General features: G+C 58.7%; 18 protein-coding genes and 1 pseudogene. 6 read left to right on the forward strand and 13 right to left on the reverse strand.

Features of this window, described 5'->3' with window-relative positions; translation table 11 throughout:
* The first annotated feature begins 10 nt into the window (after positions 1-10).
* Both mmsB and GSQ93_RS00570 read left to right on the forward strand, forming a co-directional pair.
* Entirely contained in the window at positions 11-901 is an 891-nt protein-coding gene (gene mmsB, locus GSQ93_RS00565) for a 3-hydroxyisobutyrate dehydrogenase (protein ID WP_158933747.1), read from the forward strand.
* A 322-nt stretch (positions 902-1,223) separates the two neighbouring features.
* Positions 1,224-1,574, forward strand: coding sequence for a hypothetical protein (locus GSQ93_RS00570; protein WP_254073693.1), 351 nt, complete (start codon positions 1,224-1,226; stop codon positions 1,572-1,574).
* A 117-nt stretch (positions 1,575-1,691) separates the two neighbouring features.
* On the opposite strand, the gene GSQ93_RS00575 is transcribed toward GSQ93_RS00570, so the two are convergent.
* From GSQ93_RS00575 to pdxY, 4 genes are all read right to left on the reverse strand, one after another.
* Positions 1,692-3,128, reverse strand: a complete 1,437-nt coding sequence (locus tag GSQ93_RS00575) for a dihydrolipoyl dehydrogenase (RefSeq protein ID WP_158933748.1) — start codon at positions 3,126-3,128, stop codon at positions 1,692-1,694.
* 46 nt (positions 3,129-3,174) lie between these two features.
* Positions 3,175-5,037, reverse strand: coding sequence for a glycoside hydrolase family 15 protein (locus tag GSQ93_RS00580; protein ID WP_158933749.1), 1,863 nt, complete (start codon positions 5,035-5,037; stop codon positions 3,175-3,177).
* Positions 5,030-5,830, reverse strand: a complete 801-nt coding sequence (locus GSQ93_RS00585) for an SDR family oxidoreductase (protein WP_158933750.1) — start codon at positions 5,828-5,830, stop codon at positions 5,030-5,032. Before GSQ93_RS00585 ends, GSQ93_RS00580 begins: the two co-directional genes overlap by 8 nt.
* A gap of 190 nt (positions 5,831-6,020) precedes the next feature.
* Positions 6,021-6,884: a pyridoxal kinase PdxY gene (gene pdxY, locus GSQ93_RS00590; RefSeq protein WP_158933751.1), complete on the reverse strand. Its 864-nt coding sequence runs from the start codon at positions 6,882-6,884 to the stop codon at positions 6,021-6,023.
* Positions 6,885-7,346: 462 nt separating this feature from the next.
* Here pdxY and glgC point away from each other — a divergent pair, with 462 nt between their 5' ends.
* Positions 7,347-8,630, forward strand: a complete 1,284-nt coding sequence (glgC, locus tag GSQ93_RS00595) for a glucose-1-phosphate adenylyltransferase (protein WP_158933752.1) — start codon at positions 7,347-7,349, stop codon at positions 8,628-8,630.
* Positions 8,631-8,664: 34 nt separating this feature from the next.
* Positions 8,665-10,140 carry a glycogen synthase GlgA gene (gene glgA, locus GSQ93_RS00600; RefSeq protein ID WP_158933753.1) on the forward strand — a complete coding sequence of 492 codons (1,476 nt, stop codon included), beginning with the start codon at positions 8,665-8,667 and terminating at the stop codon, positions 10,138-10,140.
* Positions 10,141-10,146: 6 nt separating this feature from the next.
* On the opposite strand, the gene GSQ93_RS00605 is transcribed toward glgA, so the two are convergent.
* From GSQ93_RS00605 to GSQ93_RS00640, 8 genes and pseudogenes are all read right to left on the reverse strand, one after another.
* Complete coding sequence (locus GSQ93_RS00605) at positions 10,147-10,824, reverse strand: response regulator (protein ID WP_158933754.1); 678 nt, start codon at positions 10,822-10,824, stop codon at positions 10,147-10,149.
* Entirely contained in the window at positions 10,821-12,758 is a 1,938-nt protein-coding gene (locus GSQ93_RS00610; protein WP_158933755.1) for a type IV pili methyl-accepting chemotaxis transducer N-terminal domain-containing protein, read from the reverse strand. The genes GSQ93_RS00605 and GSQ93_RS00610 overlap by 4 nt, the downstream gene beginning before the upstream one ends.
* A 37-nt stretch (positions 12,759-12,795) precedes the next feature.
* Complete coding sequence (gene mobB, locus GSQ93_RS00615; RefSeq protein ID WP_158933756.1) at positions 12,796-13,350, reverse strand: molybdopterin-guanine dinucleotide biosynthesis protein B; 555 nt, start codon at positions 13,348-13,350, stop codon at positions 12,796-12,798.
* A complete protein-coding gene (locus GSQ93_RS00620) occupies positions 13,347-14,093 on the reverse strand; it encodes a peptidylprolyl isomerase (protein WP_158933757.1) in 747 nt (248 codons plus the stop codon). Before GSQ93_RS00620 ends, mobB begins: the two co-directional genes overlap by 4 nt.
* 20 nt (positions 14,094-14,113) lie before the next feature.
* The gene (narI, locus tag GSQ93_RS00625) at positions 14,114-14,791 is read right to left on the reverse strand and encodes a respiratory nitrate reductase subunit gamma (protein ID WP_158933758.1); all 678 of its coding nucleotides are present in this window, start codon (positions 14,789-14,791) and stop codon (positions 14,114-14,116) included.
* 18 nt (positions 14,792-14,809) lie between these two features.
* The gene (gene narJ / locus GSQ93_RS00630; RefSeq protein WP_174254563.1) at positions 14,810-15,478 is read right to left on the reverse strand and encodes a nitrate reductase molybdenum cofactor assembly chaperone; all 669 of its coding nucleotides are present in this window, start codon (positions 15,476-15,478) and stop codon (positions 14,810-14,812) included.
* Positions 15,472-17,025, reverse strand: a complete 1,554-nt coding sequence (gene narH, locus GSQ93_RS00635) for a nitrate reductase subunit beta (RefSeq protein WP_158933760.1) — start codon at positions 17,023-17,025, stop codon at positions 15,472-15,474. Before narH ends, narJ begins: the two co-directional genes overlap by 7 nt.
* Positions 17,022-18,542, reverse strand: a pseudogene (locus GSQ93_RS00640) (molybdopterin dinucleotide binding domain-containing protein); the annotation flags it as partial. The pseudogene GSQ93_RS00640 and the gene narH, both read right to left, overlap by 4 nt.
* A gap of 312 nt (positions 18,543-18,854) precedes the next feature.
* Between GSQ93_RS00640 and GSQ93_RS00645 the strand changes: the two are divergent.
* Positions 18,855-19,178 (forward strand): hypothetical protein, encoded by a 324-nt coding sequence (locus tag GSQ93_RS00645; protein ID WP_158933761.1) that lies wholly within the window; start codon positions 18,855-18,857, stop codon positions 19,176-19,178.
* Positions 19,179-19,257: 79 nt separating this feature from the next.
* Here GSQ93_RS00645 and GSQ93_RS00650 read toward each other — a convergent pair whose 3' ends face one another.
* Positions 19,258-19,935: a hypothetical protein gene (locus GSQ93_RS00650; RefSeq protein ID WP_158933762.1), complete on the reverse strand. Its 678-nt coding sequence runs from the start codon at positions 19,933-19,935 to the stop codon at positions 19,258-19,260.
* 564 nt (positions 19,936-20,499) lie between these two features.
* Between GSQ93_RS00650 and GSQ93_RS00655 the strand changes: the two genes are divergently transcribed.
* The gene (locus GSQ93_RS00655) at positions 20,500-23,301 is read left to right on the forward strand and encodes a phage tail length tape measure family protein (protein WP_158933763.1); all 2,802 of its coding nucleotides are present in this window, start codon (positions 20,500-20,502) and stop codon (positions 23,299-23,301) included.
* Positions 23,302-23,606: the final 305 nt, after the last annotated feature.

The raw sequence follows: 23,606 nt of genomic DNA on the forward strand, positions 1-23,606 counted from the left end.
GGGAAACGCAATGGAAATCGGCTTTATCGGACTGGGCAACATGGGCGGACCCATGGCCGCCAACTTGCTGAAAGCAGGGCATTCGCTGACGGTGTTCGACTTATCGAAGACGGCGTTGCAGGCGGCGGTAGATGCAGGCGCGCGGACCGCCGTTTCACCGCGCGAGGCGGCGCAGACAAGCGAGGTGGTGATCACCATGCTGCCGGCCGCCGCACACGTGAAGGCGGTGTATCTGAACGACGATGGCGTACTCGCCGGAGTTCGTCCGGGCGTACCGCTGATCGACAGCAGTACGATCGATCCGGCGACCGCGCGCCTGATCGGTGAAGCTGCGTCAAAGCAGGGCAATCCGTTCGCCGATGCGCCGGTATCCGGCGGCACAGGCGGCGCGCAGGCGGGCACGCTGACGTTCATGGTCGGCGCCAACGCTGAGCTGTTCGAAACGCTTAAACCAGTGCTCGCCGGCATGGGCAAGAACATGGTTCAGTGCGGCGGAACGGGGACGGGTCAGATCGCGAAAATCTGCAATAACCTGCTGCTGGGAATTTCGATGATCGGCGTGGCGGAAGCAATGAAACTTGGCGCGTCGCTCGGGATCGAACCGAATAAGCTTGCCGGAATCATCAACACATCGACGGGACGTTGCTGGAGTGCCGATACGTGTAATCCCTACCCTAACGTTTTACCGAATGCGCCTTCGTCACGCGGGTATACGGGGGGGTTCGGTGCCGACCTCATGCTGAAGGACCTGGGACTGGCTGTTGACGCAGCGCGTCAAGTCAAGCAACCTATTTTGCTTGGCGCGCTCGCACAGCAGCTTTATCAGACCATGAGCATGCAGGGCTTGGGCGGGTTGGACTTCTCCGCGATCATCAAGTTGTACGGTAGCGAGGACGCCTGATTAAAATTTTCCGATTGCGAATTGCTGCAATGCATTTTATGTGCCCTTTTAAGCTGCGTTGCAGCATCGCATTCGCTCTGCCATGCTAATCAAGGACATGGGGAATACGATGATTCGCTTCTTCCGATTTTGGCCTATTCTAAAAGCACGACGTTCGTGTCTTCACTTTAATTAGTAAGTAACTTATGAACTGAGTTACGAACTGAGTTACGAACTGAGTTAAGAACTGAGTGAAGTCAGCGAAGCCGCTTTGAGTTGCTTATTAAGTTAGTTAAGGCCAGCGAAATGCTGGCGGCAAATAGCCAGGATCAAGGAGAGCCAGATGTCAACAACTCGTCATCACTTTCACATGGAATTGCGGCATGCAACGCTGCCGACCTACGTGTTCAGCTACCTGTTCCCGTTGGTGCTGCTGGCGTATGAGTTATGGCGCGTAGGTTCATGGGTGGCCATGCGCGGTTTCAACTTCGCGGACTTCAGTTCGATGGGGTATGAATTCGCATTGATGCTGGCCGTGTTCGCGATGCAGATCATCGTGGAAATCGCATTCATGGCTGCGGCCATGTTGACGAAACACCATGACGTTGCACATCGTGCGGCTAACTTGCTGCTTGGCGTGTTCTGCTCGGTGGTCGTGCTGGGATTCGACCTCGCGCTTCAGTATGGAATGTAACGGGCGATATAAACCCGCGTCGTAAGCGGTAGCGCCATTCAGGTTCTCGCAGCAATAAAAAGCCCGTTCGAACGTTGTGTTCGAGCGGGCTTTTTCTATGGTTCTTTCCGGCGTGGGTCAGCAGCCTGCCGCAGTGGGCAATTCCGGCGCTGTCTGCGCGCGTGCTTCAAAACATTTTTTGTTCGCCTCTTTGAGCGCCGTGCGCAAACCTTCCTCGATCACCGGGTGATAGAACGGCAGCTTCAGCATGTCTTCCACGGACAGGTCCAGTTGCAACGCCCATGCAATCAGATGACCGAGATGTTCGAGGGCCGGTCCGCACCCTTGGGCACCCAGCAACTTGCCGGTCTGAGAGTGGGCATAGACATGCAGCAAACCCCGGTTTTGGCGCAGCACCCGACTGCGTCCCTGCGTTTCGAATGACACCGTTCCGGTCACCGTCATCTGCTTGTCGAGGTCGTCGTAGGACGCACCTACGCTAGCGACTTGCGGCTCGCAGAAGACGATAGAGAACGGCACCTTGCGTTTGACGGATTGCACATCGGGGAAGCACGCGGCGTTGTCGCCGGCGAGCTTGCCTTCGTCGGCGGCATCGGAGAGAAACGGCCGCGTGCCGTCGCAATCGCCTGCCATGAAGATGCTGCTGTCACCACACTGCATCGACTGCTCGTTGAACAGGGGAACGCCTTTATCGTTGAGCTCGATGTCGGTCTTTTCAAGCTGCAGTGAAGTCAGCACCGGTTTCCTGCCGGTTGCCACGAGCACCAGGTCGAAGCGCTCGGTGCGCTCGGTTCCATCCAGCGCTTTAAAGCGGATCGTGGGCTCGCCATCCTGCATCGATTTTTCGAGGATGGTCGCATCAGGGTCGAGGTAAAACTCTTGCTGCAGCGCTTCAATCAACGCGTCGCGTACAGGGGTATCGGTCAACGCGCCAACCTGGTTCTTCTGGCTGAACATGAATACGTCCACGCCGAGTCGCGCGAAGGCCTGACCAAGTTCAAGAGCGATAGGGCCGGCGCCAAAGACGGCGCAGCGCTTGGGCAAGGTCTTCAGGTCGAAGACATCGTCGCTCGTGATGAGACGGTCGCCGAATAGCTTGAAGTCGTCTGGAATGACCGATGCCGAACCCGTCGCGATCACGACGCTCGTGGCTTCCACGCGGGCGAAGTCATCGACGAGAAGAACGTTACGCGACTCGAAACGGGCGAACCCGCGGATGATCGTGTCCTGAGGAAACGCATCCGTTTCCTTCAGCACGCCCTTGACGAAATGATCCCGCTCGCGGCGAACATAAGCGAGTACATGCTCGCCGTTTGCTTCGAGCGCATGCGTGCCTTCAATGCCCCGCGGCGCCTGCGCCTTCGCGTCGTGCAGGCCATTGGCGGCGGCGAGTAACAGCTTGGACGGCATGCAGCCCACGCGCGCGCAAGTCGTGCCGAACTCGGCGCCCTCAATCAGCACGACTTGCTTGCCCGCCTGACGTGCCGCACGATACGCGGCCATACCGGCCGTGCCAGCGCCAATGACGGCGACGTCCACCTTGATCTGCTTCATCGATACCCTTGGTTGGATGCACCCGAGCCTGTGCCCGAGCATGTATTCACGACCACTGCGGATGCGCTCCGTCCAGGCTCCGGTCGAGCTGGAACGCCGTGCTGATCAGCGCAAGATGGGTCAGTGCCTGCGGAAAATTGCCCAGCGCTTCGCCGCTGATGGCAACCTCTTCGGAGTAAAGGCCGACATGGTTGGCATAGGCCAGCATTTTCTCGAATACAAGCCGTCCTTCGTCCACGCGTCCCGCTCGCACCAGCGCTTCTGCATACCAGAACGAACACGCGCTGAAGCCACCTTCCTCGCCGGGAAGGCCGTCCAGCGAATCACCGCGCGTATAGCGGAAGATCAGCGGATCGACACCCAGTTCGTTGCCGATTGCATCGAGCGTGGAAAGCCAGCGCGGGTCTTTCGGGCCGATGAAACGCACGAGCGGCATCATCAGCGTCGATGCATCGAGGATCTTCGAATCGGGCGTCTGAACGAAGCTTTGTATCTCGTCGTTCCAGAAGTGCGTGTAGATATCCTCGTGAATGGCGTCGCGGACCCTGTTCCACTCCGCGAACGGCGCGGGCAGCGACCGTTTTTCAGCGAGGCGTATGGCGCGATCCATCGCGACCCAGCACATTAGCCGCGAATGCAGCAGGGGCCGCCCGCCATTGCGGAATTCCCAGATGCCCTGGTCCGCTTGTTCCCAATTCTTTGCAACGAAGTTCACGGTGCGCGTGACGTGGCGCCAGCCGTCGTAGGAAATGGCTTCGCCATATTTGTTGTAGAGATAAATTGCGTCCAGCAGCGCGCCGTAGACGTCGAGCTGCGTCTGATCGCGCGCGGCGTTGCCGATCAGCGGGGGCTCGGTGCCGCTGCCGTACAGTTCCTGGACGGCTTCTTCTTCCGGCGACTCTTCGCCATCGACCGCGTACATCACGCTGAATGATCCATCCGAGTCGCACTGCTTGTTGCGCTCGGCGATCCAGTTCTTGAAGTTGCGCGCCTCGCCCGTATAGCCGAGCCGGAGCAGCGCGTAGACGGAGAATGCAGCGTCACGGATCCAGGTGTATCGGTAGTCCCAGCGGCGGCCGCCGTCCGATGTCTCCGGCAGCCCGAACGTAGGCGCCGCGACGATCGCACCGGTTGCGCGCGAGCTCAGCAATTTGAGCAACAGCGCCGAGCGCATCACGACTTCGCGATAGCGGCCACGATAGGTGGATTGTCGCGACCATTCGCGCCAGAAATCGATGGTGTCGGAAAGCGCCTGCTTGCAAGGGAGCGTCTCGCGCATCACTTCGGATTCGGCACCGAAGATGAAGCACGCAGTCTCGTCTTGCTTGAGATTGAAGCTTGCAACGGCGTCGTCATGATCGATAGAAAGCGGCACGGTTGCATCGAGCGTGAGTGCGTCCGTCTGAGCGCCGGCCGTCTGGCCTGCAGGCGTGAAGCGAAGCGTATGGGTGTCGACCTGCGCGGTTTCGTGACTGCCGCGAGCGTAGTCGAAGCGCGGCGCGCAGCGCATTTGCACGGACATATCGCCGTAAATCGCACGGACTATTCGCACGACGCAGTTGGACGTCGCCTTCGCGTCGTCATCCACGTCCGCGACCGGCATGAAGTCGACGATCTCGCACACGGCCTTCGCCGACATGAAGCGCGTGAGCAGCACGTTCGTTTCCGGCAGGTACATCTGTTTGGTACGCGACATCTCGAAGGCCGGCGTGATGCTGAACGCACCTCCCCGTTCAGGGTGCAGTAGCGACCCGAACACGGTCGGTGAATCGATGCGCGGAAAGCACATGAAATCGATCACGCCTTCGGTCGAGACCAGCGCGGTCGTGCGCATGTTGCCGATCAGGCCATGCGCGTCGATAGCGATGCCAAGCTGAGGGCCGGGGGGCGCTTCGCGGCGGCTAACCATTGTCCGCAAAGCCCGGATACAGGGTCATGCCGCCGTCCACGAACAAGGTTGTGCCGACCACATAGTCGCTGTCGTCGGAGGCCAGCCAGACCGCTGCCCGGCCGATATCCTCGCTTTCGCCAATCCGGCCGTAGGGCACGAGTTCGAGCAGCGCCTTCAACGCCTCGGGGCTGTCCCACGCCGCCTTGTTGATCGGCGTGCGGATTGCGCCCGGTGCGATCGAATTCACGCGGATCCTATGGGGCGCGACTTCCTGCGCGAGCGATTTCATCATCATCTGGATGCCACCCTTCGACGACGCATAGTTGACATGTCCCGCCCAAGGGATGACTTCGTGCACCGAGCTCATGCAGATGATCTTGCCCAACGCTTTGGACACGGGACGCGGGCCGCGCCGGAGAAATTCGCGCACGGCGCGTTGCGCGGTCAGGAACTGGCCCGTGAGATTCACGTTCATCACGGCGTTCCAGTCGGCGAGCGTCATGTCGACAAACTTCGCGTCCTTTTGCAAGCCGGAATTCGCGACCACGATGTCCACCGTGCCGAAACGCTTGATCAACGTGTCGAACATGGCGTCGATATCGGCTTCGTCAGAGACGTCGGCCTGGACCGCAATGGCTTGGCCGCCGGCTTTTTCTATCGATGCAGCGAGCGTTTCAGCGGCTTCGCCATGCGAGTGGTAGTTGATGACGACGCTCGCGCCGGCATCGGCGAGCGCTTGCGCCACGCCGTAGCCTATGCCTGAACTGCCGCCGGTGATGAGTGCGACCTGACCTTCGAGTACTGGGTTCATAACGTTCCCGGATGGGGTGCGAAGCGCGCCGTGTGCGCGGCTTGATCACTGCTTGATCATTACGTAGCGCCTGCTCGCGATGCACCTGCTGGGGGCCGGCCTGGGCCGGAGACGTCAGGGCATGAAGCAAGCGCCGGTCCCGCCCCGGGAGCGGACTCGTGAGTGAACTCGCAGTCCGGAACCCGCAGTCCTACTCGGAATCCACCCCAAGCGCGGGGAAACGTTCCGTGGGATAGGCAATTTCGTCCTGCGAGGCGACGATCTCAAGCTCGTAGCGCCCGGCCTGGAAGGTGGTCCTGACTACGGCGTTGACCGCGGCAAGCGTGTGTTCCAGCGCGGCACGCACGGAGTCGCCCAGTAGCGTGCGCGCGAGAAATACTGCGCTTGTCAGGTCGCCAACGCCGACCGGTTGCCGCGCGAACGGATAGAGCGGCCGTTGCGCGAACCACGCTTCGGTCGCGGTGACGGCGAGCATGTTGAAGGTATCGGCGCGGCTGTTGCGGTCTATCAGGTGTTTGACGAGCACCACTTTCGGACCGCGGGCGATCACTTCGCGGCACGCGGCGACTGCTTCGTCCACCGTCTCGATGGTGCGCCCCGTCAGCTTCTGCAATTCGATGTGATTCGGTGTCATGGCATCGGCGACTTCCGGCATGGTATTCACCAGAAACTCCTGGATGCCGGGTTCGACGATACAACCGCTGGCGGCGCCCATGACGGGGTCGCAGAAATAGCGCGCTTTCGGGTTGACGGCTTTCACCATCCTGACAATTTCCACGACGGCAGCGCCTTGCTCGGGCGAGCCGAGATAGCCTGACAGGATCGCATTGCAGCGCGACAGCACGCCGATAGCGCCAATCCCCTCGATCACTTTCGTCAGTTCGTCAGCGTCGACAACACTGCCGGTCCAGCGGCCGTATTGCGTGTGATTCGAGAACTGCACGGTATTGAGCGGCCAGACGTTGACGCCCATGCGGCGCATGGGGAAGACCGCTGCGCTGTTGCCTGCGTGGCCGAAGACCACATGTGACTGGATGCTAAGGACGTTTTGCATGAGGGTTTTTAGCGAGGTGCAGGACAGCGGCCAAGGGCCGCGCACGAAAACCGCATGCAGGTTAGGCATGCCGGACATCATTGTGCCGTGGTTTTTGCCCCGGCCGGAAGAGCCTGTTCGTAAAACGTTGCCGCGGTTGTCTGCCGCAGGCAAAGCTCGCATGGCATGAGGATTGCTAAACCTTCGCGTTTTCGCGCGCCCATCTGCGAGCGCGAACCAATCCGCGGAGATTTCCATCGGATTGCAAAGCGATTTTGACGGCCTCGCGAATCAATTTCCGAAAAGCAGGTGCGAACTATTCACCTTTGCAGCAAAATCATTACAACCGCCCAATCAAGCGCCATTCAAATCCTCTGGAGAAAACCACCTAAATCCCATTCGAGTCATTCGCCAGCTAGCCGGTAAACAGCTGAACCAAAGCTACAAACAGGCCAGAGACAGGCCGCAAAACAGGAGGTCGGTATGGAGACGCTGACAGGAAATCGTACGGATCTGCAGAAGAACACGCTGGCTATCGTCCTAGCGGGCGGCCGGGGTACCCGACTCGGACCGCTCACGAATAAACGCGTTAAGCCAGCAGTGCATTTTGGCGGCAAATACCGGATCGTGGACTTCGCACTGTCGAATTGCCTGAATTCAGGCATCCGGCGCATCGCGGTCGTCACGCAATACAAGGCGCATTCGCTCTTGCGCCACCTGCAGCGCGGCTGGGGTTTCCTGCGCGGCGAGTTCAACGAGTTCATCGATATCTGGCCGGCTCAGCAACGGGTCGATTCAAGCTGGTACAGGGGCACGGCGGACGCAGTCTTCCAGAATCTCGACATCATCCGGTCGATCGGACCCGAGTACATCATCGTGCTGGCGGGAGACCACATCTACAAGCAGGACTACACGCGCATGATTCTCGATCACGTCGAGAGCGGCGCGGATTGCACGGTCGGCTGTATTGAAGTGCCGCGCATGGAAGCGACCGCGTTCGGCGTGATGCACGTCGATGCGCAGCGCCGCATCACGGATTTCCTGGAAAAGCCGGATGATCCTCCGTGCATGCCGGGCAAGCCCGATGTCGCGCTCGCGAGCATGGGCATCTATGTGTTCAGCGCGAAGTACCTGTACAAGCTGCTTGAAGAAAACATCCTGACGTCGGATACGGATCACGACTTCGGCAAGGACATCTTGCCGCGCGTGGTGACGAGCGGCAAGGCGATCGCGCACCCGTTCAGCATGTCGTGCGTGACCTCCGAAACCGATCCGAACGTGCCGCCGTACTGGCGCGACGTGGGTACTGTGGATGCATACTGGTCGGCGAACCTTGACTTGGCATCGACCATTCCCGCGCTGGATCTATACGACCGCAAATGGCCGATCTGGACCAACCAGGAGCAGTTGCCGCCGGGCAAGTTCGTGCGTGATCTGCACGGGCAGCAGGGCGCAATCAACAATCTGCTGGTGTGCGGCGGCTGTGTGATATCGGGTTCGCAGGTAGCGCGGTCGGTGTTTTCATCGGCGGTACGGGTGCATTCGTTCTGTCACATCAACGAAGCCGTGTTGTTGCCGCAGGTCACCGTGGGTCCAAGTTGCCGCCTGAAGCGCGTGGTGATCGACCGGGGTTGCACGCTGCCCGAGGGGCTGGTCATAGGCGAAGATCCCGATTACGATGCCGAGCGGTTTTTCCGGACTGAAAATGGCGTAGTGCTCGTGACGCAGGATGCACTGACACGTCTCGGACAAGCCAAGCATTCATAATTTGGGCGACCGGAAACAAGCCAATGGGGAACCGATGACCGTATGTGTGCTGCATGTTGCAGCGGAGATGTATCCGCTTTTGAAAACCGGCGGCCTCGCCGATGTCGTGGGCGCATTGCCGCCGGCCCAGACGCAACTGGGCACGAACGCCCGCGTGATCCTGCCAGCATTCCCTTCCGTGGTGGCAGGGTTGACGCAGATCGAGCCGGTAGCCGAGCTGGGTTGGGCGTTTGGAATTCATAACGTGCGGCTTGAGCGCGGCTTGCTCGAACCGCACGGAATCGTGGTCTATATTGTGCGCGCCGATGCGTTCTACGATCGGCCGGGCAATCCGTATCTCGATTCGTCGCATACGCAATATGCGGACAGCGACCGGCGTTTTGCGCTGCTGGGCTGGGCGGCGGCGCGTCTTGCGACCGGTGCCGATCCGGCCTGGAAACCGGACGTACTGCACGCGCACGACTGGCATGCCGGCCTGGCGCCGGCGTATCTGAGGGCACGCGAGCGTGAGACGGGCGTGGCGCGCGTGCCGTCGGTCATGACGGTCCATAACCTCGCGTATCAGGGCGTGTTTCCCGCCGCGGAATTCAGCGTGTTGCAGCTACCGTCGGATTTTTTCTCCGTCGATGGCGTCGAGTTCTACGGTCATCTGTCGTTTCTCAAAGCCGGGCTGTTCTACTCGGACCGCATCACGACTGTTAGCCCGACCTACGCGCGCGAGATTCAAACTCATGCGCAGGGCGCCGGACTCGACGGTTTGCTGCGCACCCGCACGCACGATATCAGCGGCATTCTCAACGGCGTCGATAAGTCAGTGTGGAATCCGGCGACGGATACCGCCATCAACACGCAGTACTCGATCGCAAAATTCACCGGCAAAGCGAAGTGCAAAGCCGCATTGCAGGAACGTGTCGGCCTCGCGCGCGAGCCCGATGCTTTGCTGTTCGGCGTGGTGAGCCGGTTGACCGAGCAGAAGGGGATTGATCTCTTGCTGTCGGCTATTCCGGATATCCTCCAGCGCGGCGGCCAACTCGTCGTGCTCGGAACCGGCGACCCGGCGCTTGAAAACGGCCTCAAGAAAGCCGCGCTGGCGCATCCGCACGCGGTTGCCGTGGAGCTTGGATTTGACGAAACGCTCTCCCATTCGATCATTGCGGGCAGCGACATCGTCATGGTCCCGTCACGCTTCGAACCGTGCGGCCTGACGCAGTTGTACGCGTTGGCATACGGTTCGCTGCCGCTCGTGCATTACGTGGGTGGTCTGGCGGACACCGTGGTGGATGCGTCGCTGGAGAATCTCGCCGACGAGCTGGCTACCGGTTTTGTATTCGAGAAATTCGACCGGCCGTCAATTGTCGCCGCGATCCGGCGTGCGTTCGCATTGAAGCAGCGGCGGCTGGAATGGAAAGCTGTCGTGCGTCGCGCGATGGAACAGGACTTCGGCTGGGAAGCGTCCGCGTTGCGATACGTCGACGTGTACCGCGAGCTGATCGGGACGCGTGCGTTGTAGATACGGTTAGTCCGCCAGGTCGCGTGCGAGCGCGTGGATCGCGATCTGTACGCGGCTCGACAGATTGAGTTTGCGAAGCACGTTGCGAACGTGGATCTTCACGGTGCTCTCGGCCAAGTCGAGTTCACGGGCGATATCCTTGTTGCTCGCGCCGCGCGACAGGATCCGCACGATGTCGCGTTCTCTGGGCGTTAATGCAGGCGACGCAGGCGAGCCACGTGGTTCGAGTGACGGTGGCGGCACGGTGTCTTCCGCGCGCACCGGTGTTCTCATTTGCGCGATCAGCCGCTGGGTCATGCTCTCCGCGATCACGGATTCGCCCATCGCCGCGCGTCGGATCATGGTGGCGAGCGCATCGGCTTCCATGTTTTTCAACAGATAACCGCACGCACCTTCACGCAGCGCGCGGGTCAGTTCATCCACGTCTTCCGACACGGTCAGCATGATGACCGCGGTGTCCGGCAAATCCTGCTGAAGCAACTGCAACGTTTCGATACCCGATAACCCCGGCATGTTCAGGTCGAGCAGGACCACGTCCGGGCGATGCTGCTTCGCGCGCTTGAACCCTTCGATACCATCGGCGGCGTCATCCACAACTTCGAAGTCGGGCTGACGCTGCAATAACGCGCGCACACCGGAGCGAAACAGCGTGTGGTCATCGATTAGAAGAATGCGGATGGTCATGCTGCCTGCCGTTCGCTGACAGGCAGCAGAAGATGAACGCGTGCGCCCTTGCCAGGTTCGCTGTTCAGCTCCAATTGCGCCCCGAGCCGCGCCGCGCGTTCACGCATGATGTGAAAGCCGACATGAGCCTCGCCGCGACTGGCGATACGGGCGGGATCGTAACCGTCGCCGTTGTCTTGTATCGTCAGTTCAAAATCACGGGCGTTCTTGAGCGCGATATGGACCTGTGTAGCCAGCGCATGTTTGCGAACGTTCGACAACGCCTCCTGAAGAATGAACAGCACCTGTAGCTGCTGGTCCGGCGGCAAGGGCAGTCCGCCCGCTTCGTCGTAGTCAAGTCTGACCAGTGCGTCCGTTTGCCGTTCGAAGCGCGTTACCGTCTCGTCCACGGCGTCGCGAAGGTTGCCCGTAGCGAACTTCGTGCGGAAATTGACGAGCAATTCACGTACGTCCTCATAACTTTCCTCAAGACCGCCGCGTAACAACGGCGCGATCTCGCGCACTTCGTTCATGTCGTCGCGACTGGCGGCGTCATCGAGTAAGTGCAGTTGCAGCTTCAGGAAATTCAGGCTTTGCGCGATGCTGTCATGCAATCCCTGCGCGACCAGGTGACGTTCCTGCGCGACCGCAAGCTGACGCGCGGCCGTGGCGAGACGATGGTTCTGCAACGCCGTGCCCAGGTGTTTGCCGAGTGTTTCAAGCAAGCGCGTTTCCGATGGCAGCATCGGTCGGTCGCCGCGAAAGTGCAGCGAGAACGAACCTAGCGTTAGGTCATGCGAGGCAATGCCAAAGGCCGCGACTGCATCGAAACCTGCCTTGCTGCAATGGGTCGGAGGACCGCTGTCAACCGCTTGCTGCATGCGTAGATCGCGTACGACGGCCTCGCCGCCAGTCGCTGCCGCGCCGCACACGCAAGTGCTTGCCGGCATGCAGCGCTCGGCGCTCAAAAGCGGCCCGGGCAAACCTTCGGACACGACCACGTGCAGGTTATCCCCCTCTTGAGCGAGGACGCGGACGGTGCCTGCGTCGGCATTGAACTGGCGCATGACACGTGCGAGAAAACCGCGGCACAGGACTTCAACATCATGTGCGCCATGAAGGAATGACGTCATCTCGTAGAGCGCGACCAGCTCACCGTTGCGTGTGGCAAGTTGCGCAGTTTTGTTTGTTACGCGCAGCGCGAGGTCCCGGTACAAACTCTGAAGTTCGCTCGCCATCCGGTTGAAGCCCTGCGCAAGATGACCGAATTCGTCGCGAGACTCGACCGGCAAACGTGCGCTGAACTCGCGCTGTTCGATACGCGACAGTCCGCGCTCCAGGCGTCGAACGGGCGTCACGAACCACGCGTAGAGCAGGTACACGATGGCGATCGTGCCCACGCATGCGAGTGCCGCAAGGGCCATTTGCCAGCGTCGCAGCCAGGCTGTCTTGCGCGCGTTTTCGCGTTCGATCATGCGGACCAGTGCATCGGCTTCAGCAACGAATGCGGGCAGCCGGGCGAGATACAGCGAGGGGGTATCGACTGAGCTTGATGAGTCGTGCGTGATCGCCTGCTTCAACGAGTCGTGCCAGGCCTGCGATACGGCATTTAGCTGAGCGTGGATCGCGGGCGTGGCAGGGAGGAATAATGGCCGCGCGGGGTCGCCGCTTTTCAGGTTTGCCAGCGTGAGATCGAGCAGGGCGCTTTGTGAATTCACGTCGGCTTGACGGCCGGCCCGTGCTTGGTTGAGTTGAATAGCCACGTTGCCCGCGCGCATGCGCAGGCTGCCGGCGTCGTTGATCGCCGCGCCCGCGCCTTCGAGTTGCCACGAGAGCCAGAGGGTGCTCGCGATCATGGAGAGGACTAGCGCCAACGCAACGCCGGACAACGTGACAGTGCGCGTGGATAAGCGGTAACGGAACGGCGTGGCCGGATGAAGCGGATGATCGGACATGGAACTGCGTGCTTGCGCGACCGGAATGCAAAGGGCGCTAATTATCCTGCGTGCTGGCGTTCAATAGCGAAAGTCCGACTGTTTTACATATGAACTCACCAATACCGCCAACGTCCGCCAGAGGCAGAAGCGGGATCGCAGGTGCGTCATGAAGACGCGGGGCGTCGTTGGTGGCGATCGCGAGGATTGCCGTATCGGTTAGATACAGCGGGTCCCGGCCCGCCTCGGGACGAACGACTTCAAGGCGCGGCAAAACTTCGCGCGTGAAGCCTTCCACCAGCGTCAGGTCTGCTGGTGTGAGTCGCGCGACCAGATCCGCCAACGGTGGCTCGGGCGCGTCATGCAGCTCTCGCACGATGGCGTACCGGTACGGCGAGGCAATCAGCACCTCGCCCGCACCGGCGGCCCGAAAACGTGCGCTATCCTTGCCCGGCGGCTCAAGATCGATCGAATGATGGCTGTGTTTCACCACGTTCACCACCAGGCCGCGCGCGTGGAACCAGGGCAGGAGCGCCTCGATCAGCGTTGTCTTGCCCTGTCCCGAACGCCCGCAAATTCCGAAGATGCGCAGCTTCGCCGCTGCTTCTGTCATGTCGCTACCCCGTCTTTCCAGCCCTGGATATTAGCGCGTGCCACCGCTTCCATCACATAACGCCGCTCGGCAAGATCGCGCAGCGCCTGCGACATGGCGACGCGAATGCGCAGTTCGACCTGCTCGAACGGCAACACCGTGCCCGGCGATTTCTCGTGAACCCGGACAATATGGAAACCGAACTCTGTTTCCACCAGCACAGGGCAGAGGGTACCAGCAGGCGCGGCAAACACCGCGCGTTCGAACGCCGCCACGGTGTCGCCGCGGCCTATCTCGCCGAGCGCGCCGCCATCGACCCCCGATGGGCAATTCGACAAGGTACGCGCAAGGTGAACGAAACGCAGTTCGAGATTGTCAGTGCGCAGCAGTTCATCGAGCGTTTGTTGAGCGCGTTGACGCAGCGCCGTCAGATCCACTTTCTCCGTCACCTGGAACAGGATATGGCTGACACGCGCGCGTTCGTTCACTCGCCAGCGCTCCAGGTCTGCCAGGTAATGGCGCTCGCATTCTTCATGCGTGGGCGCGGCGGCCTCAGAGAGCTGATGATCGAGCAGTGCTTCGATCAAAGTCTCGTCGCTCTGATCTGAGGTGATGTGCAACTGAGCCGCTTCATCGAGCAACACGCGGCGCAGCACAGCCGCGGTCAGCGCCGCTTGATGCGAATCGGGCGTGTCCGCATGAACCGGCATTTCGCGTTCAAGGTCTGCATCGGCGAGCTCCACGCCGTTGACGATTATTGCCATGATGTTCTCCTCCGAACGGATTAGCGCGGCCGCACGAGTTGCCATGCGCGGCTTAGGTACGTGACGGACGCGAAGCCGCTCCAGACGTGCACGAGCCGGGTGAAAGGGAAGATGACGAAAAGCGACATGCCCATGAACAGGTGCATCCGGAACACAAACGGTGCGGTCGCCACATACTGCGATGCGTCGCCGCGGAAGGTGACGACGTCCTGCGCCCACGTCATGAGCTGGACCATCATGTGCCCGTCCATGTGATCCGCTGATTCCCGGATCGTCGACAAGCCGAGTAGCAAGGTAACCAGAATCCACACCAGCAGCACCTTGTCGCCGGTACGGGTCACGGCGGAAATACGCGCGTTGCTGATGCGCCGGTGAATCAGGATAACGAGACCGACGAGGCACAGGGATCCCATCACGCCGCCCGCGATCATCGCCACGGCTTGTTTCGTGCTGTGCTCGATCCCGAGCCAGTCCCAGACAGCAACCGGCGTGAGCAGGCCGGCAAGATGCCCGAAGAAGAGCCCGAGAATACCGACGTGAAACAGGATGCTGCCGAGCCGCAGATTGCCACGATGAAGCAACTGCGAACTGTCGGCTTTCCATGTGTACTGTTCGCGCTCGAAGCGCGCGAAGCTGCCGAACAGGAAAACGGCTGCCGCAATGTACGGATAAATACCGAACAAAAATTGATTAAGCATGAACGTAGTCCCCGGAACTTAGTTGGCCGTCACAGGCGGTCGCGGATGGAAATGCATCGGCTGGGCGAGCGGCGTGGGCATGGAGGGCGCGAGCAGCGGTTCGACGCCATCGGCGCCGGGGCCGAAACGTTCTAGCGCCTCGTCCATGTCGCGGATAGGCGGTACCTCGGCGGCTAGCGGCACGACATCCGTCATTGACCGCAGCACGGTGAATACGCCCGCGTACGGACTCTCGTCGCGTGCTAGACGATCGCCGAGAGCGGCTACGACATGGATGGCTTCATCAAGCAGTGCGCGCGCTTCCACAGGATCGATGTTTCCCAGCACCTCAAGAAACAGCGGCACATGGTCGGGTAATTCATTGGTCGCCATCTCAAGACCCAGCCGGCGATATTCATCCAGCAGATCGACCATCGCCTGCCCACGATCGCGGCTCTCGCCGTGAACGTGTTCGAACAGATGCAGCGAGTGCGCGGGATTGCGGTCGAACGTGGCGACGTAGTTCTCCTGCAACTCGATCAACGGATGCTCTTTGAGAAGTGAGAGCAACGGTTCCAACGCGACTTGAATGGTCTCAGAGGAGGCTTCGAGTTCTTGGCCAATTTCCTGCATGGCGTCAAGTAGTTCGGTCTCCGGATAGTCGAGCAAGGTCGCCAGCAACGTGTAAATTGAAGTTCCGCTCACGATGCAACCTCCGTTTTCTTGCGCGACTTCGGCATGTCCGCGAACACCACGCTGCCTTGCGGTTTCTTGCCGAACAACGACCCCTCCGATACCCCTCCCGAGCAACCATTGCCGAAGGTGAATCCGCAACTGCCTTTGTCGTTGAAACTGTCTTCAGTCTGTTCCTTATGCGATGACGGCACCACGAACCGGTCCTCGTAGTTGGCGATAGCCATTGTCTGGTACATGTCTTCCACTTGCGCGGGCGTGAGGTTCAGGCCGTCGAGCAACTCGGGTTCGGCGCGGCCATGCACGACTTCGGCGCGTTTGAACGCGCGCATGGCGAGCATGCGTTCCAGCGCGGACGTGACCGGCGCTTCATCGCCGGCGGTCAGCAGGTTCGCGAGGTACTTCACCGGAATGCGCAGGCTCTTCACGTCCGGAATGATGCCGTCCATGCCGATATGTCCCGCGTCCGCTGCGGACTGAATAGGAGAAAGCGGGGGGATGTACCACACCATCGGCAAAGTCCGATACTCCGGATGCAGCGGGAACGCCACCTTCCATTCCACCGCCATCTTGTAGACGGGCGACTTGATCGCGGCGTCGAGCCAGCTTTGCGATATACCCTGCGCAAGCGCTTCGGCCTGCACAGCGGGATCGTGGGGATCGAGGAACACGTCCAGCTGCGACTGGTACAGGTCTTTTTCATGTTCAACCGATGCAGCGTCGCTAATCTTGTCCGCGTCGTACAGCAGCACGCCAAGATAGCGAATACGCCCGACGCACGTTTCCGCACACACCGTCGGCTGACCGGCTTCAAGACGCGGATAACAGAAGATGCACTTCTCCGCCTTGCCGCTTTTCCAGTTGAAATAGATCTTCTTGTACGGGCAACCTGAGATGCACATGCGCCAGCCGCGGCACTTGTCCTGGTCGACGAGCACGATGCCGTCGTCCTCGCGTTTGTACACCGAGCCCGACGGACACGACGCCACGCATGCCGGATTCAGGCAGTGCTCGCACAAGCGCGGCAAGTACATCATGAAGGTGTTCTCGAAGGTCGCGTACATCTCTTTCTGCACATTCTCGAACAGCGCGTCACGACTGCGCGACGAAAACTCGCCACCAAGGTCGTCTTCCCAGTTCGGACCCCATTCGATCTTCTCCATCTTCTTGCCTGTGATGACAGACACCGGCCTTGCGGTCGGCGGCGTCTCGGACAAGCGCGCCTTTTGCAAATGCTCGTAGTCGAACGTGAACGGCTCGTAGTAGTCGTCGATGGCCGGCAGGTTCGGATTGGCGAACAGGTTCGCGAGGACCTTCAGCTTGCCGCCCTGACGCGGATGAAGCTTGCCACTGGCGTCGCGGGTCCAGCCGCCTCGCCACTTCTTCTGGTTCTGCCATTCCTTCGGATAGCCGATACCCGGTTTGGTCTCCACATTGTTGAACCACGCATACTCCACGCCATCGCGCGAGGTCCATACGTTCTTGCATGTCACGGAGCAGGTATGGCAACCGATGCATTTGTCCAGGTTCAACACCATTGCAACTTGTGCACGGATCTTCATGATGCGGCTCCTTCGCCTTCATTGAGCGGGCCTTCGAGCCACGCTATCTTTTTCATCTTGCGCACGATCACATACTCGTCGCGATTCGAGCCGACGGTGCCGTAGTAGTTGAAACCATAGGCCTGCTGCGCATAACCGCCGATCATGTGGGTAGGTTTGAGCACCGTGCGCGTGACCGAGTTGTGAATGCCGCCGCGCATGCCGCTTGTTTCCGCGCCCGGCACGTTGACGATTTTTTCCTGCGCGTGATACATCAGGCACATGCCCCGCGGCACGCGCTGGCTGACCACCACGCGGGCGGTCAGCGTGCCGTTGATATTGAACACTTCCACCCAGTCGTTATCGACGAGACCGGCTTCCTTGGCTTCCGCTTCCGATACCCAAACATGAGGTCCGCCACGCGAAAGCGTCAGCATGCGCAGGTTGTCCGAATACGTGGAGTGGATGCCCCATTTCTGGTGCGGCGTGATCCAGTTGAGCACGAGTTCGTGCTCGCCGTTCGACTTCGCGCCGAGCATCGCGGTGACGGTTTTTGTGTCGATAGCGGGGCGATACACGCACGAGCCCTCACCGAAGTCCAGCATCCAGCGATGGTCCTGATAGAACTGCTGGCGGCCGGTCAGCGTGCGCCATGGGATCAGTTCGTGCACATTCGTATAGCCGGCGTTGTAGCTGACTTCCTCGGACTCGAGCCCTGACCACGTCGGCGCAGAGATAATCTTGCGCGGCTGCGCCTGGACATCGCGGAAACGGATCTTGTCGTGCTCGCGGCCTTCGGCGAGGTGCGCATGTTCGCGGCCCGTGATCTTCGATAACGCTTGCCACGCCTTTACCGCAACGTGACCGTTGGTTTCGGGCGCGAACGTGAGGATCATTTCAGCAGCGTCAATGGCGGTGTCCAGCCTTGGCCGTCCCTGGCTCACCCCCGCTTCCGTTACCGTGCGCGTGATGTTCGCGAGTTCGCCCACTTCGTGCGCGCTGTTCCAGTTGATGCCCTTGCCGCCGTTACCCTGCGTATCGAGCAGGGGACCCACCGACGTGAACTTGCGATACACATCCTTGTAGTTGCGCTCGACGACCGTCATGGACGGTGCCGTCTTGCCGGGGATCAGGTCGCACTCGCCCGCACGCCAGTCTTTCGGTTCGAACGGCTGGCCAAGCTCGCCGGGGGTGTCGTGCATGAGCGGCGTGCAGACCAGATCGGTACGCGTGCCCAGATGCTCGCCGCCAATCTCCGCGAATTTTTCGGCGATGCCCTTATAGATTTCCCAATCGCTCATGCTTTCCCAGAGCGGTTGCACGGCTTCGGACAACGGATGAATGAACGGATGCATGTCCGAGGTATTCAGGTCGTCTTTCTCGTACCACGTGGCGGTGGGCAACACGATGTCACCGTAGAGGCACGTCGTGCTCATGCGGAAATCGAGCACGGTTAGCAAGTCGAGCTTGCCTTCCGCCGCGTCGCGCACATGAACCTGTCCGGGCATGATGGCGTCGTTTTCATCGGAGAAGAGGGCGAACTGTGGATATCGTTAAAAATCAACAGGTTACGATCTTCGAAATGTAGCCTGATGGACATGGCTGTGGGACAAAGGAGCAGAACAGGGATAACGGGAGCTTAGGAGTACAAAGTGAAACTGTTACGAGCTATCTATGATTACTGGACAAGCCCCGATAGCGATCCTTGGTTAGTGTTAGCCCGTGAGCAGTTCGCAGAATTTAGCCGTAACCATCCGCAGCACGAACAGAACAATATAAACAGGCCTAATCGCTAGATGACTTACCCGGCTACGTCCGTAAAGTCACGGCATTTACGAGGAAATACAAAAATGATGGATGAGAACCTGATCACGCGCTCCCTGTATGTGTCATTGGCCCGTTGCGACGGCCAGCCGGATAACCATATTCTCGACGTGCTGGAGGACTTGCGCCGCCATGGTTTCGAATTCTCGCTGCATACGTACGACGCTGAGGCGAAACAAATTCGCTTCTGGTGTACGTGGCTTCCTAACAGGACGTGGCCCACCAATCACCGTGCAAGACGCCCTAACGTGGTTTCTCGTAACCGAGCCGTGGCCCTGGCTGCACTCGCTACCGACCTGGGCCAAGACATTGACGTGCTGACTGGTGTACAGCAGTTGATGGAGGCGTAGCGTCTAGGCAGTTCACGCGGTGGCTACTGAGGGCTGTTCCCTGACCGGAGCGGCCCTTTTGCTATTGCGTATTGATTGGCTAGCTATGGTTTGCAGCAAACGCTTTACGCAGTTCCTCACGTCGCGCCTCGATATCAAGTACGAGTGCGTCAGGCACCCCAACGGGATTTCTACGGGCCTGTATCTCGTGCATGCGCGCCTTGAATTCATCTGGCGGTAACTTAGGAGCTAGCCCCGCAGCCGCTAATCCTAACGCTTCGTCAAAGTGTTCTCCAAATACCTGCCTCAATCCTGCAAATCGCAGCTTGGCGCGTCGCATCTGCTCCACATCAGGATTGATAACTCTACGCACGGGCCTCGCACGGTAGGAGTAATCCCCCACTACCTTGGTTTCTTGGTATTCGCCCTTTAGCCCGTAGATGTATCCCCCTGTAGCAAACCCGTTCCGGATATCAACCCGCATCTTCCGGTACGCAGTCTTATTCTCTGCCCACCATCCGAACTTAGCGGACGATTCGGCTAAGTCCTCATGCCCCGCACCGTAAAGCTGGAAACCCGGCAAGAGCAACGGGTGCAAATGCCTGTAAGTCTCCCGCTTGACCACGCGGTCAATAGTCGGTTGCGATACCCCAAATAACTGAGCAAGTATCACCGACCCAAACCGTGGACTGCGCGGCAAGTGGACGGCACGAATAACTAGCGCGTCCTGGTCAGTGAGTTTGCGCTCGTTGGTGGTATCAAAAATTTTCTTTGGCATTCGCGAACCTTAGCATGCCCCCATATAACACGCAACTCCTTTATCTGTATGGCTTTGGCTCCGTTTTTGTACAATCTAGTCTGCATCGAGAAGAAGCGAAGTCTGGAATACGAACATCTACCCGTATGTACCCTGGTCGGCAACGTTGATCAGTTCCGCACAGCGAAACACGCCCCACCATGCGAAACGCCGCAGAGTATTGGATAGAGACCTCCGTATCCTAGAGGTAACGATACCTGGCTAGTTCACATTGTGAAAGCGCGACGAGTTGTAATGGATGCGGTAGGCCACCCCTTCCCGCAGTTCCTCAGTAATCCCAAACACACGAGCAGTTCCCACGCACTGACCTTCACAGGCCGTGTGCTTTCCGTTTGTCACACAAACCTTTCTTGGATAGATATGAACACGAACATCCCCGCCACTCCCTACGATACCGCGCGATTTATTAGCGTCCGTGTCGACCCCCTGTTTCACAAAGAGCTTCGCGCCTTCTCAGTTGAAAAGGACGCCTCCGTGTCTGCGGTGGTCGTGGCAGCTATCGCTAAATACATGCAGGGTAAATAATTGTCCACATCTAATAACAATACTTCAATCGTCGTTTCCGTAGATGCTACTGGATTTGAAGCAGGCGTTAATAAGATTAAGGCAGGTTCGGCTTCTATTAGCGCGGCGCAAGCGCAAATGGCTCAGCGTGTTGCTTTAGTAGACGCGGCTATGAAAGAGGCAGCAGCTAACGGGTTTGAGTTGAACGCCCGTGCAGCGAATAAGCTCGCTTCAGAGTACCAGCGGTTAGCCGCAACGGTCGGTAAGACTCAGGCTGAGATTCTGGCTAGCAAGGCTGCGGCTAGTGGCGTGACTAGCACGTTCTCCAGCATGCAGGCACAGATTGCCGCTGCCTCGTCAGAGACACACGGATTCAGCCTCGCTACCGGCTCAGCACGGCGGGAACTTGCCGTCCTAGCCCACGAGGCGAGTATGGGCAACTGGTCCCGGTTTGCTGGGTCTCTAGGGGTACTCGCAGAACGGACAGGCGCTATTAATCTATTGTTCAGTGCTACGGGCGCTACATTTCTTGCAGGGGCTGCGGGAATCGCTGCTGTTGCTTATGAAGTAGCCAAGGGCGTAGAGCAGTATGAAGCGTTCAATAAGGCTATCCAATCCACGAATGGTTTCATTGGCCTGAATGCCGGGCAGATGGAGGACCTATCAGCTAGTCTCATGGGCGCGGGGCAATCACTTACTGCGGTGCATGAGGCTATGGCCCAGGTAGCGGCTACTGGTGCATTCACTGCGGAGAATCTCCGGCTTGCAACTACCGCTGCTCTTGATATGTCGTCTGATATCGGGATCGGCACGGACGAAGCTGCTAAGTCTTTGGCCAAAATTCAGGATAACGTAACAGAATGGGTTACGGCATACCAAAGGGCGCACCATACATTCTCCGCTGCACAGATTGAGGAGATTGATAACTTTGTAAAGATGGGTGATACTGGATCAGCCGTTAAAGCCGTAATGATCGACCTCGCAAACGCACACGATAGGATAGCTGCGGACGCCGATAAAAGTATGGGTTCGGTGATTACGTGGTGGCATGAGTGGGGAAGCATCATTGACCGTGTTAAAGCCAGCATCTTAAGTGTTGGTGTAGCGGACAGTATGAGTAAGCAGATTGGTGACCAGCTAGCCACCGTGCAGGGTGCACAGCGCAATCTAGCTCAGCAGCAGTCTATGGGCATGATGGGCAACGTAACAATGGCACAGCAGCAGTTGGCCGTTGAAATGAAGAAGCTCAGCGTGCTTCGCGATCAGCAGGCGGTAACTTCTAAAGCACAGAAAGATCAGCAGGCTGCAGCGCTAGGCGGTGACTCTACAGTAGCGGCTAAGAGTTTCATTAACTCACATAAGCATGACACTCCAGCACAGCAGCACCAGCAGGCCCTTGACGAGAACGCTGAGGCGTTTAATAACCCGGCTATCCAGCGGTTAGACCACAACGGCGCGGAGTACGCCGCTGCTCTTAAAAAGAATCTCGATAACATTGCAGAGATTAACGAGCAGTACGCAAAGAAAACTCGCCCTAAGGCTGCAAGCGAGGACGGTATCAATGCACAGATTAAAGCACTCAATGCGCAGACGGACCACCTAAAAGCTGTCTACCAGCAGCAGAACGACGCAGCTAAAGCATCTTACGCAACGGGTGCTATTGACGCACAGACGTTCATTGCGCTGCAGCTTCAATACCAAGAGCAGGAGTTAGCAGGCGAAGCAGCCATTGCGCAGAAGCAAGCGGACATTGCTAGGGGTAAGAAGCAAACCGTAGCTATGACGGAATATCTCAATACCGTAAAGAAGATTTATGGCGAGATGGACTCAGCCGCAGCTAAGGCAGCTACCGGCATCATCGAGGCAAACCAGAAACAGACCGATGCTATAGCTAAGTTCATTGCTGAGCAGAACAGCAAGACAAAGGTGCAGCAGCAGGGTTTCGACGTTACTAACGCTACGCAGGGTATGACTTCCAATGATGCTGCCAAGTATCAAGCGAAAGCCGACCTATACCGTGCATACGCTAGGACGATGGAGCAGCTTGAGGCCCAGCACCAAGCTAATGAAATCTCGCTCGGCGTTTACGATTCTGATAAGCAGGCTGCGTCCACTGCTTACGCGGATCAGCTTCAGCAACTGCAGGCTCAGCAAGATAAGCAGCTTGCACTAACGAACGACTACTACACCCAGGTCAAGAACGCTATGACCGAATCCACGGGTAACGCACAGACTAACGCACAGCTTATGGGTTCCGCGTTTAGCTCTGCTTACTCTACGATGGCATCTCAGTTAGAAACCTTCATAACTACAGGTAAAGGTAGCTGGGCGAGCTTCACGGAATCCATCATTGCGGACTTCGCCAAGATTGCACTTAAGGCAGCGGAACAACAGATTTTCACATCGGCTATTTCCATGTTCTCCAGTGGTGGTGCGGTACACGCCGCTACGGGTGGTGCAATCACTGGCGCAGGAAGTGGGACAAGCGACTCAATCCCCGCGATGCTTTCTAACGGCGAATACGTTATTAACGCAGCCTCCACTAAGAAGTATGGAAGTCTGCTCGACTCTATCAACGGCGGCACTATGAGCCACTACGCTACGGGTGGTGCTGTGGGTTCCGTCATGTCTAGTTTAGGCGGCAGTAACAGCGGCGGGGGTACTAATATCTCTCTGTCGCTTGGTGCAGGAAACCAGGGCTTAACTATGGCAGACCTGCAGGCTATCGCCCCGCATATTCAGACACTCGTGGATAAACGCATGGCTCAGAAAATGGGTGGACAGGGGGGCTATAGCGACATGATTCGACAAGGAAAAATCTAAATGGCTGCTGGGCTTCAATGTTTTGACGCAAGCGGGAATCTAATCGTGGATATCACGTCACGATTAACCCGCATTGCGGGTAGCGCGTCGGTGAGTGCTAACGGGTCTGTGGCTGTACCCTCAGGCGGCTCTATCTGGTATGCGTTCCAAGCTTTAACTATATGGGGTTATATATCTATGAACGTACAGCGCCCTAACTTTAGCGTGTCAGGTACTACGCTTATCTGGTCGTACTCTGCGCCTCAAAGTGGGACGCCCTCACACACGGTGTCGGGAACCGTCTTTTTCGGTATCTACTAATGACA

Origin of the sequence: Burkholderia sp. S171 (assembly GCF_009766085.1) — a bacterium.
Taxonomy (GTDB): Bacteria; Pseudomonadota; Gammaproteobacteria; order Burkholderiales; family Burkholderiaceae; genus Caballeronia.

Coding starts and splice junctions, on each gene's coding strand:
- GSQ93_RS00580 (WP_158933749.1), bottom strand. CDS start 5,037: ATGGTTAGCCGCCGCGAAGCGCCCCCCGGCCCTCAGCTTGGCATCGCT.
- mmsB (WP_158933747.1), top strand. CDS start 11: ATGGAAATCGGCTTTATCGGACTGGGCAACATGGGCGGACCCATGGCC.
- GSQ93_RS00645 (WP_158933761.1), top strand. CDS start 18,855: ATGATGGATGAGAACCTGATCACGCGCTCCCTGTATGTGTCATTGGCC.
- glgA (WP_158933753.1), top strand. CDS start 8,665: ATGACCGTATGTGTGCTGCATGTTGCAGCGGAGATGTATCCGCTTTTG.
- narI (WP_158933758.1), bottom strand. CDS start 14,791: ATGCTTAATCAATTTTTGTTCGGTATTTATCCGTACATTGCGGCAGCC.
- GSQ93_RS00585 (WP_158933750.1), bottom strand. CDS start 5,830: ATGAACCCAGTACTCGAAGGTCAGGTCGCACTCATCACCGGCGGCAGT.
- GSQ93_RS00570 (WP_254073693.1), top strand. CDS start 1,224: ATGTCAACAACTCGTCATCACTTTCACATGGAATTGCGGCATGCAACG.
- pdxY (WP_158933751.1), bottom strand. CDS start 6,884: ATGCAAAACGTCCTTAGCATCCAGTCACATGTGGTCTTCGGCCACGCA.
- mobB (WP_158933756.1), bottom strand. CDS start 13,350: ATGACAGAAGCAGCGGCGAAGCTGCGCATCTTCGGAATTTGCGGGCGT.
- GSQ93_RS00605 (WP_158933754.1), bottom strand. CDS start 10,824: ATGACCATCCGCATTCTTCTAATCGATGACCACACGCTGTTTCGCTCC.
- glgC (WP_158933752.1), top strand. CDS start 7,347: ATGGAGACGCTGACAGGAAATCGTACGGATCTGCAGAAGAACACGCTG.
- GSQ93_RS00610 (WP_158933755.1), bottom strand. CDS start 12,758: ATGTCCGATCATCCGCTTCATCCGGCCACGCCGTTCCGTTACCGCTTA.
- GSQ93_RS00575 (WP_158933748.1), bottom strand. CDS start 3,128: ATGAAGCAGATCAAGGTGGACGTCGCCGTCATTGGCGCTGGCACGGCC.
- GSQ93_RS00620 (WP_158933757.1), bottom strand. CDS start 14,093: ATGGCAATAATCGTCAACGGCGTGGAGCTCGCCGATGCAGACCTTGAA.
- GSQ93_RS00650 (WP_158933762.1), bottom strand. CDS start 19,935: ATGCCAAAGAAAATTTTTGATACCACCAACGAGCGCAAACTCACTGAC.
- narH (WP_158933760.1), bottom strand. CDS start 17,025: ATGAAGATCCGTGCACAAGTTGCAATGGTGTTGAACCTGGACAAATGC.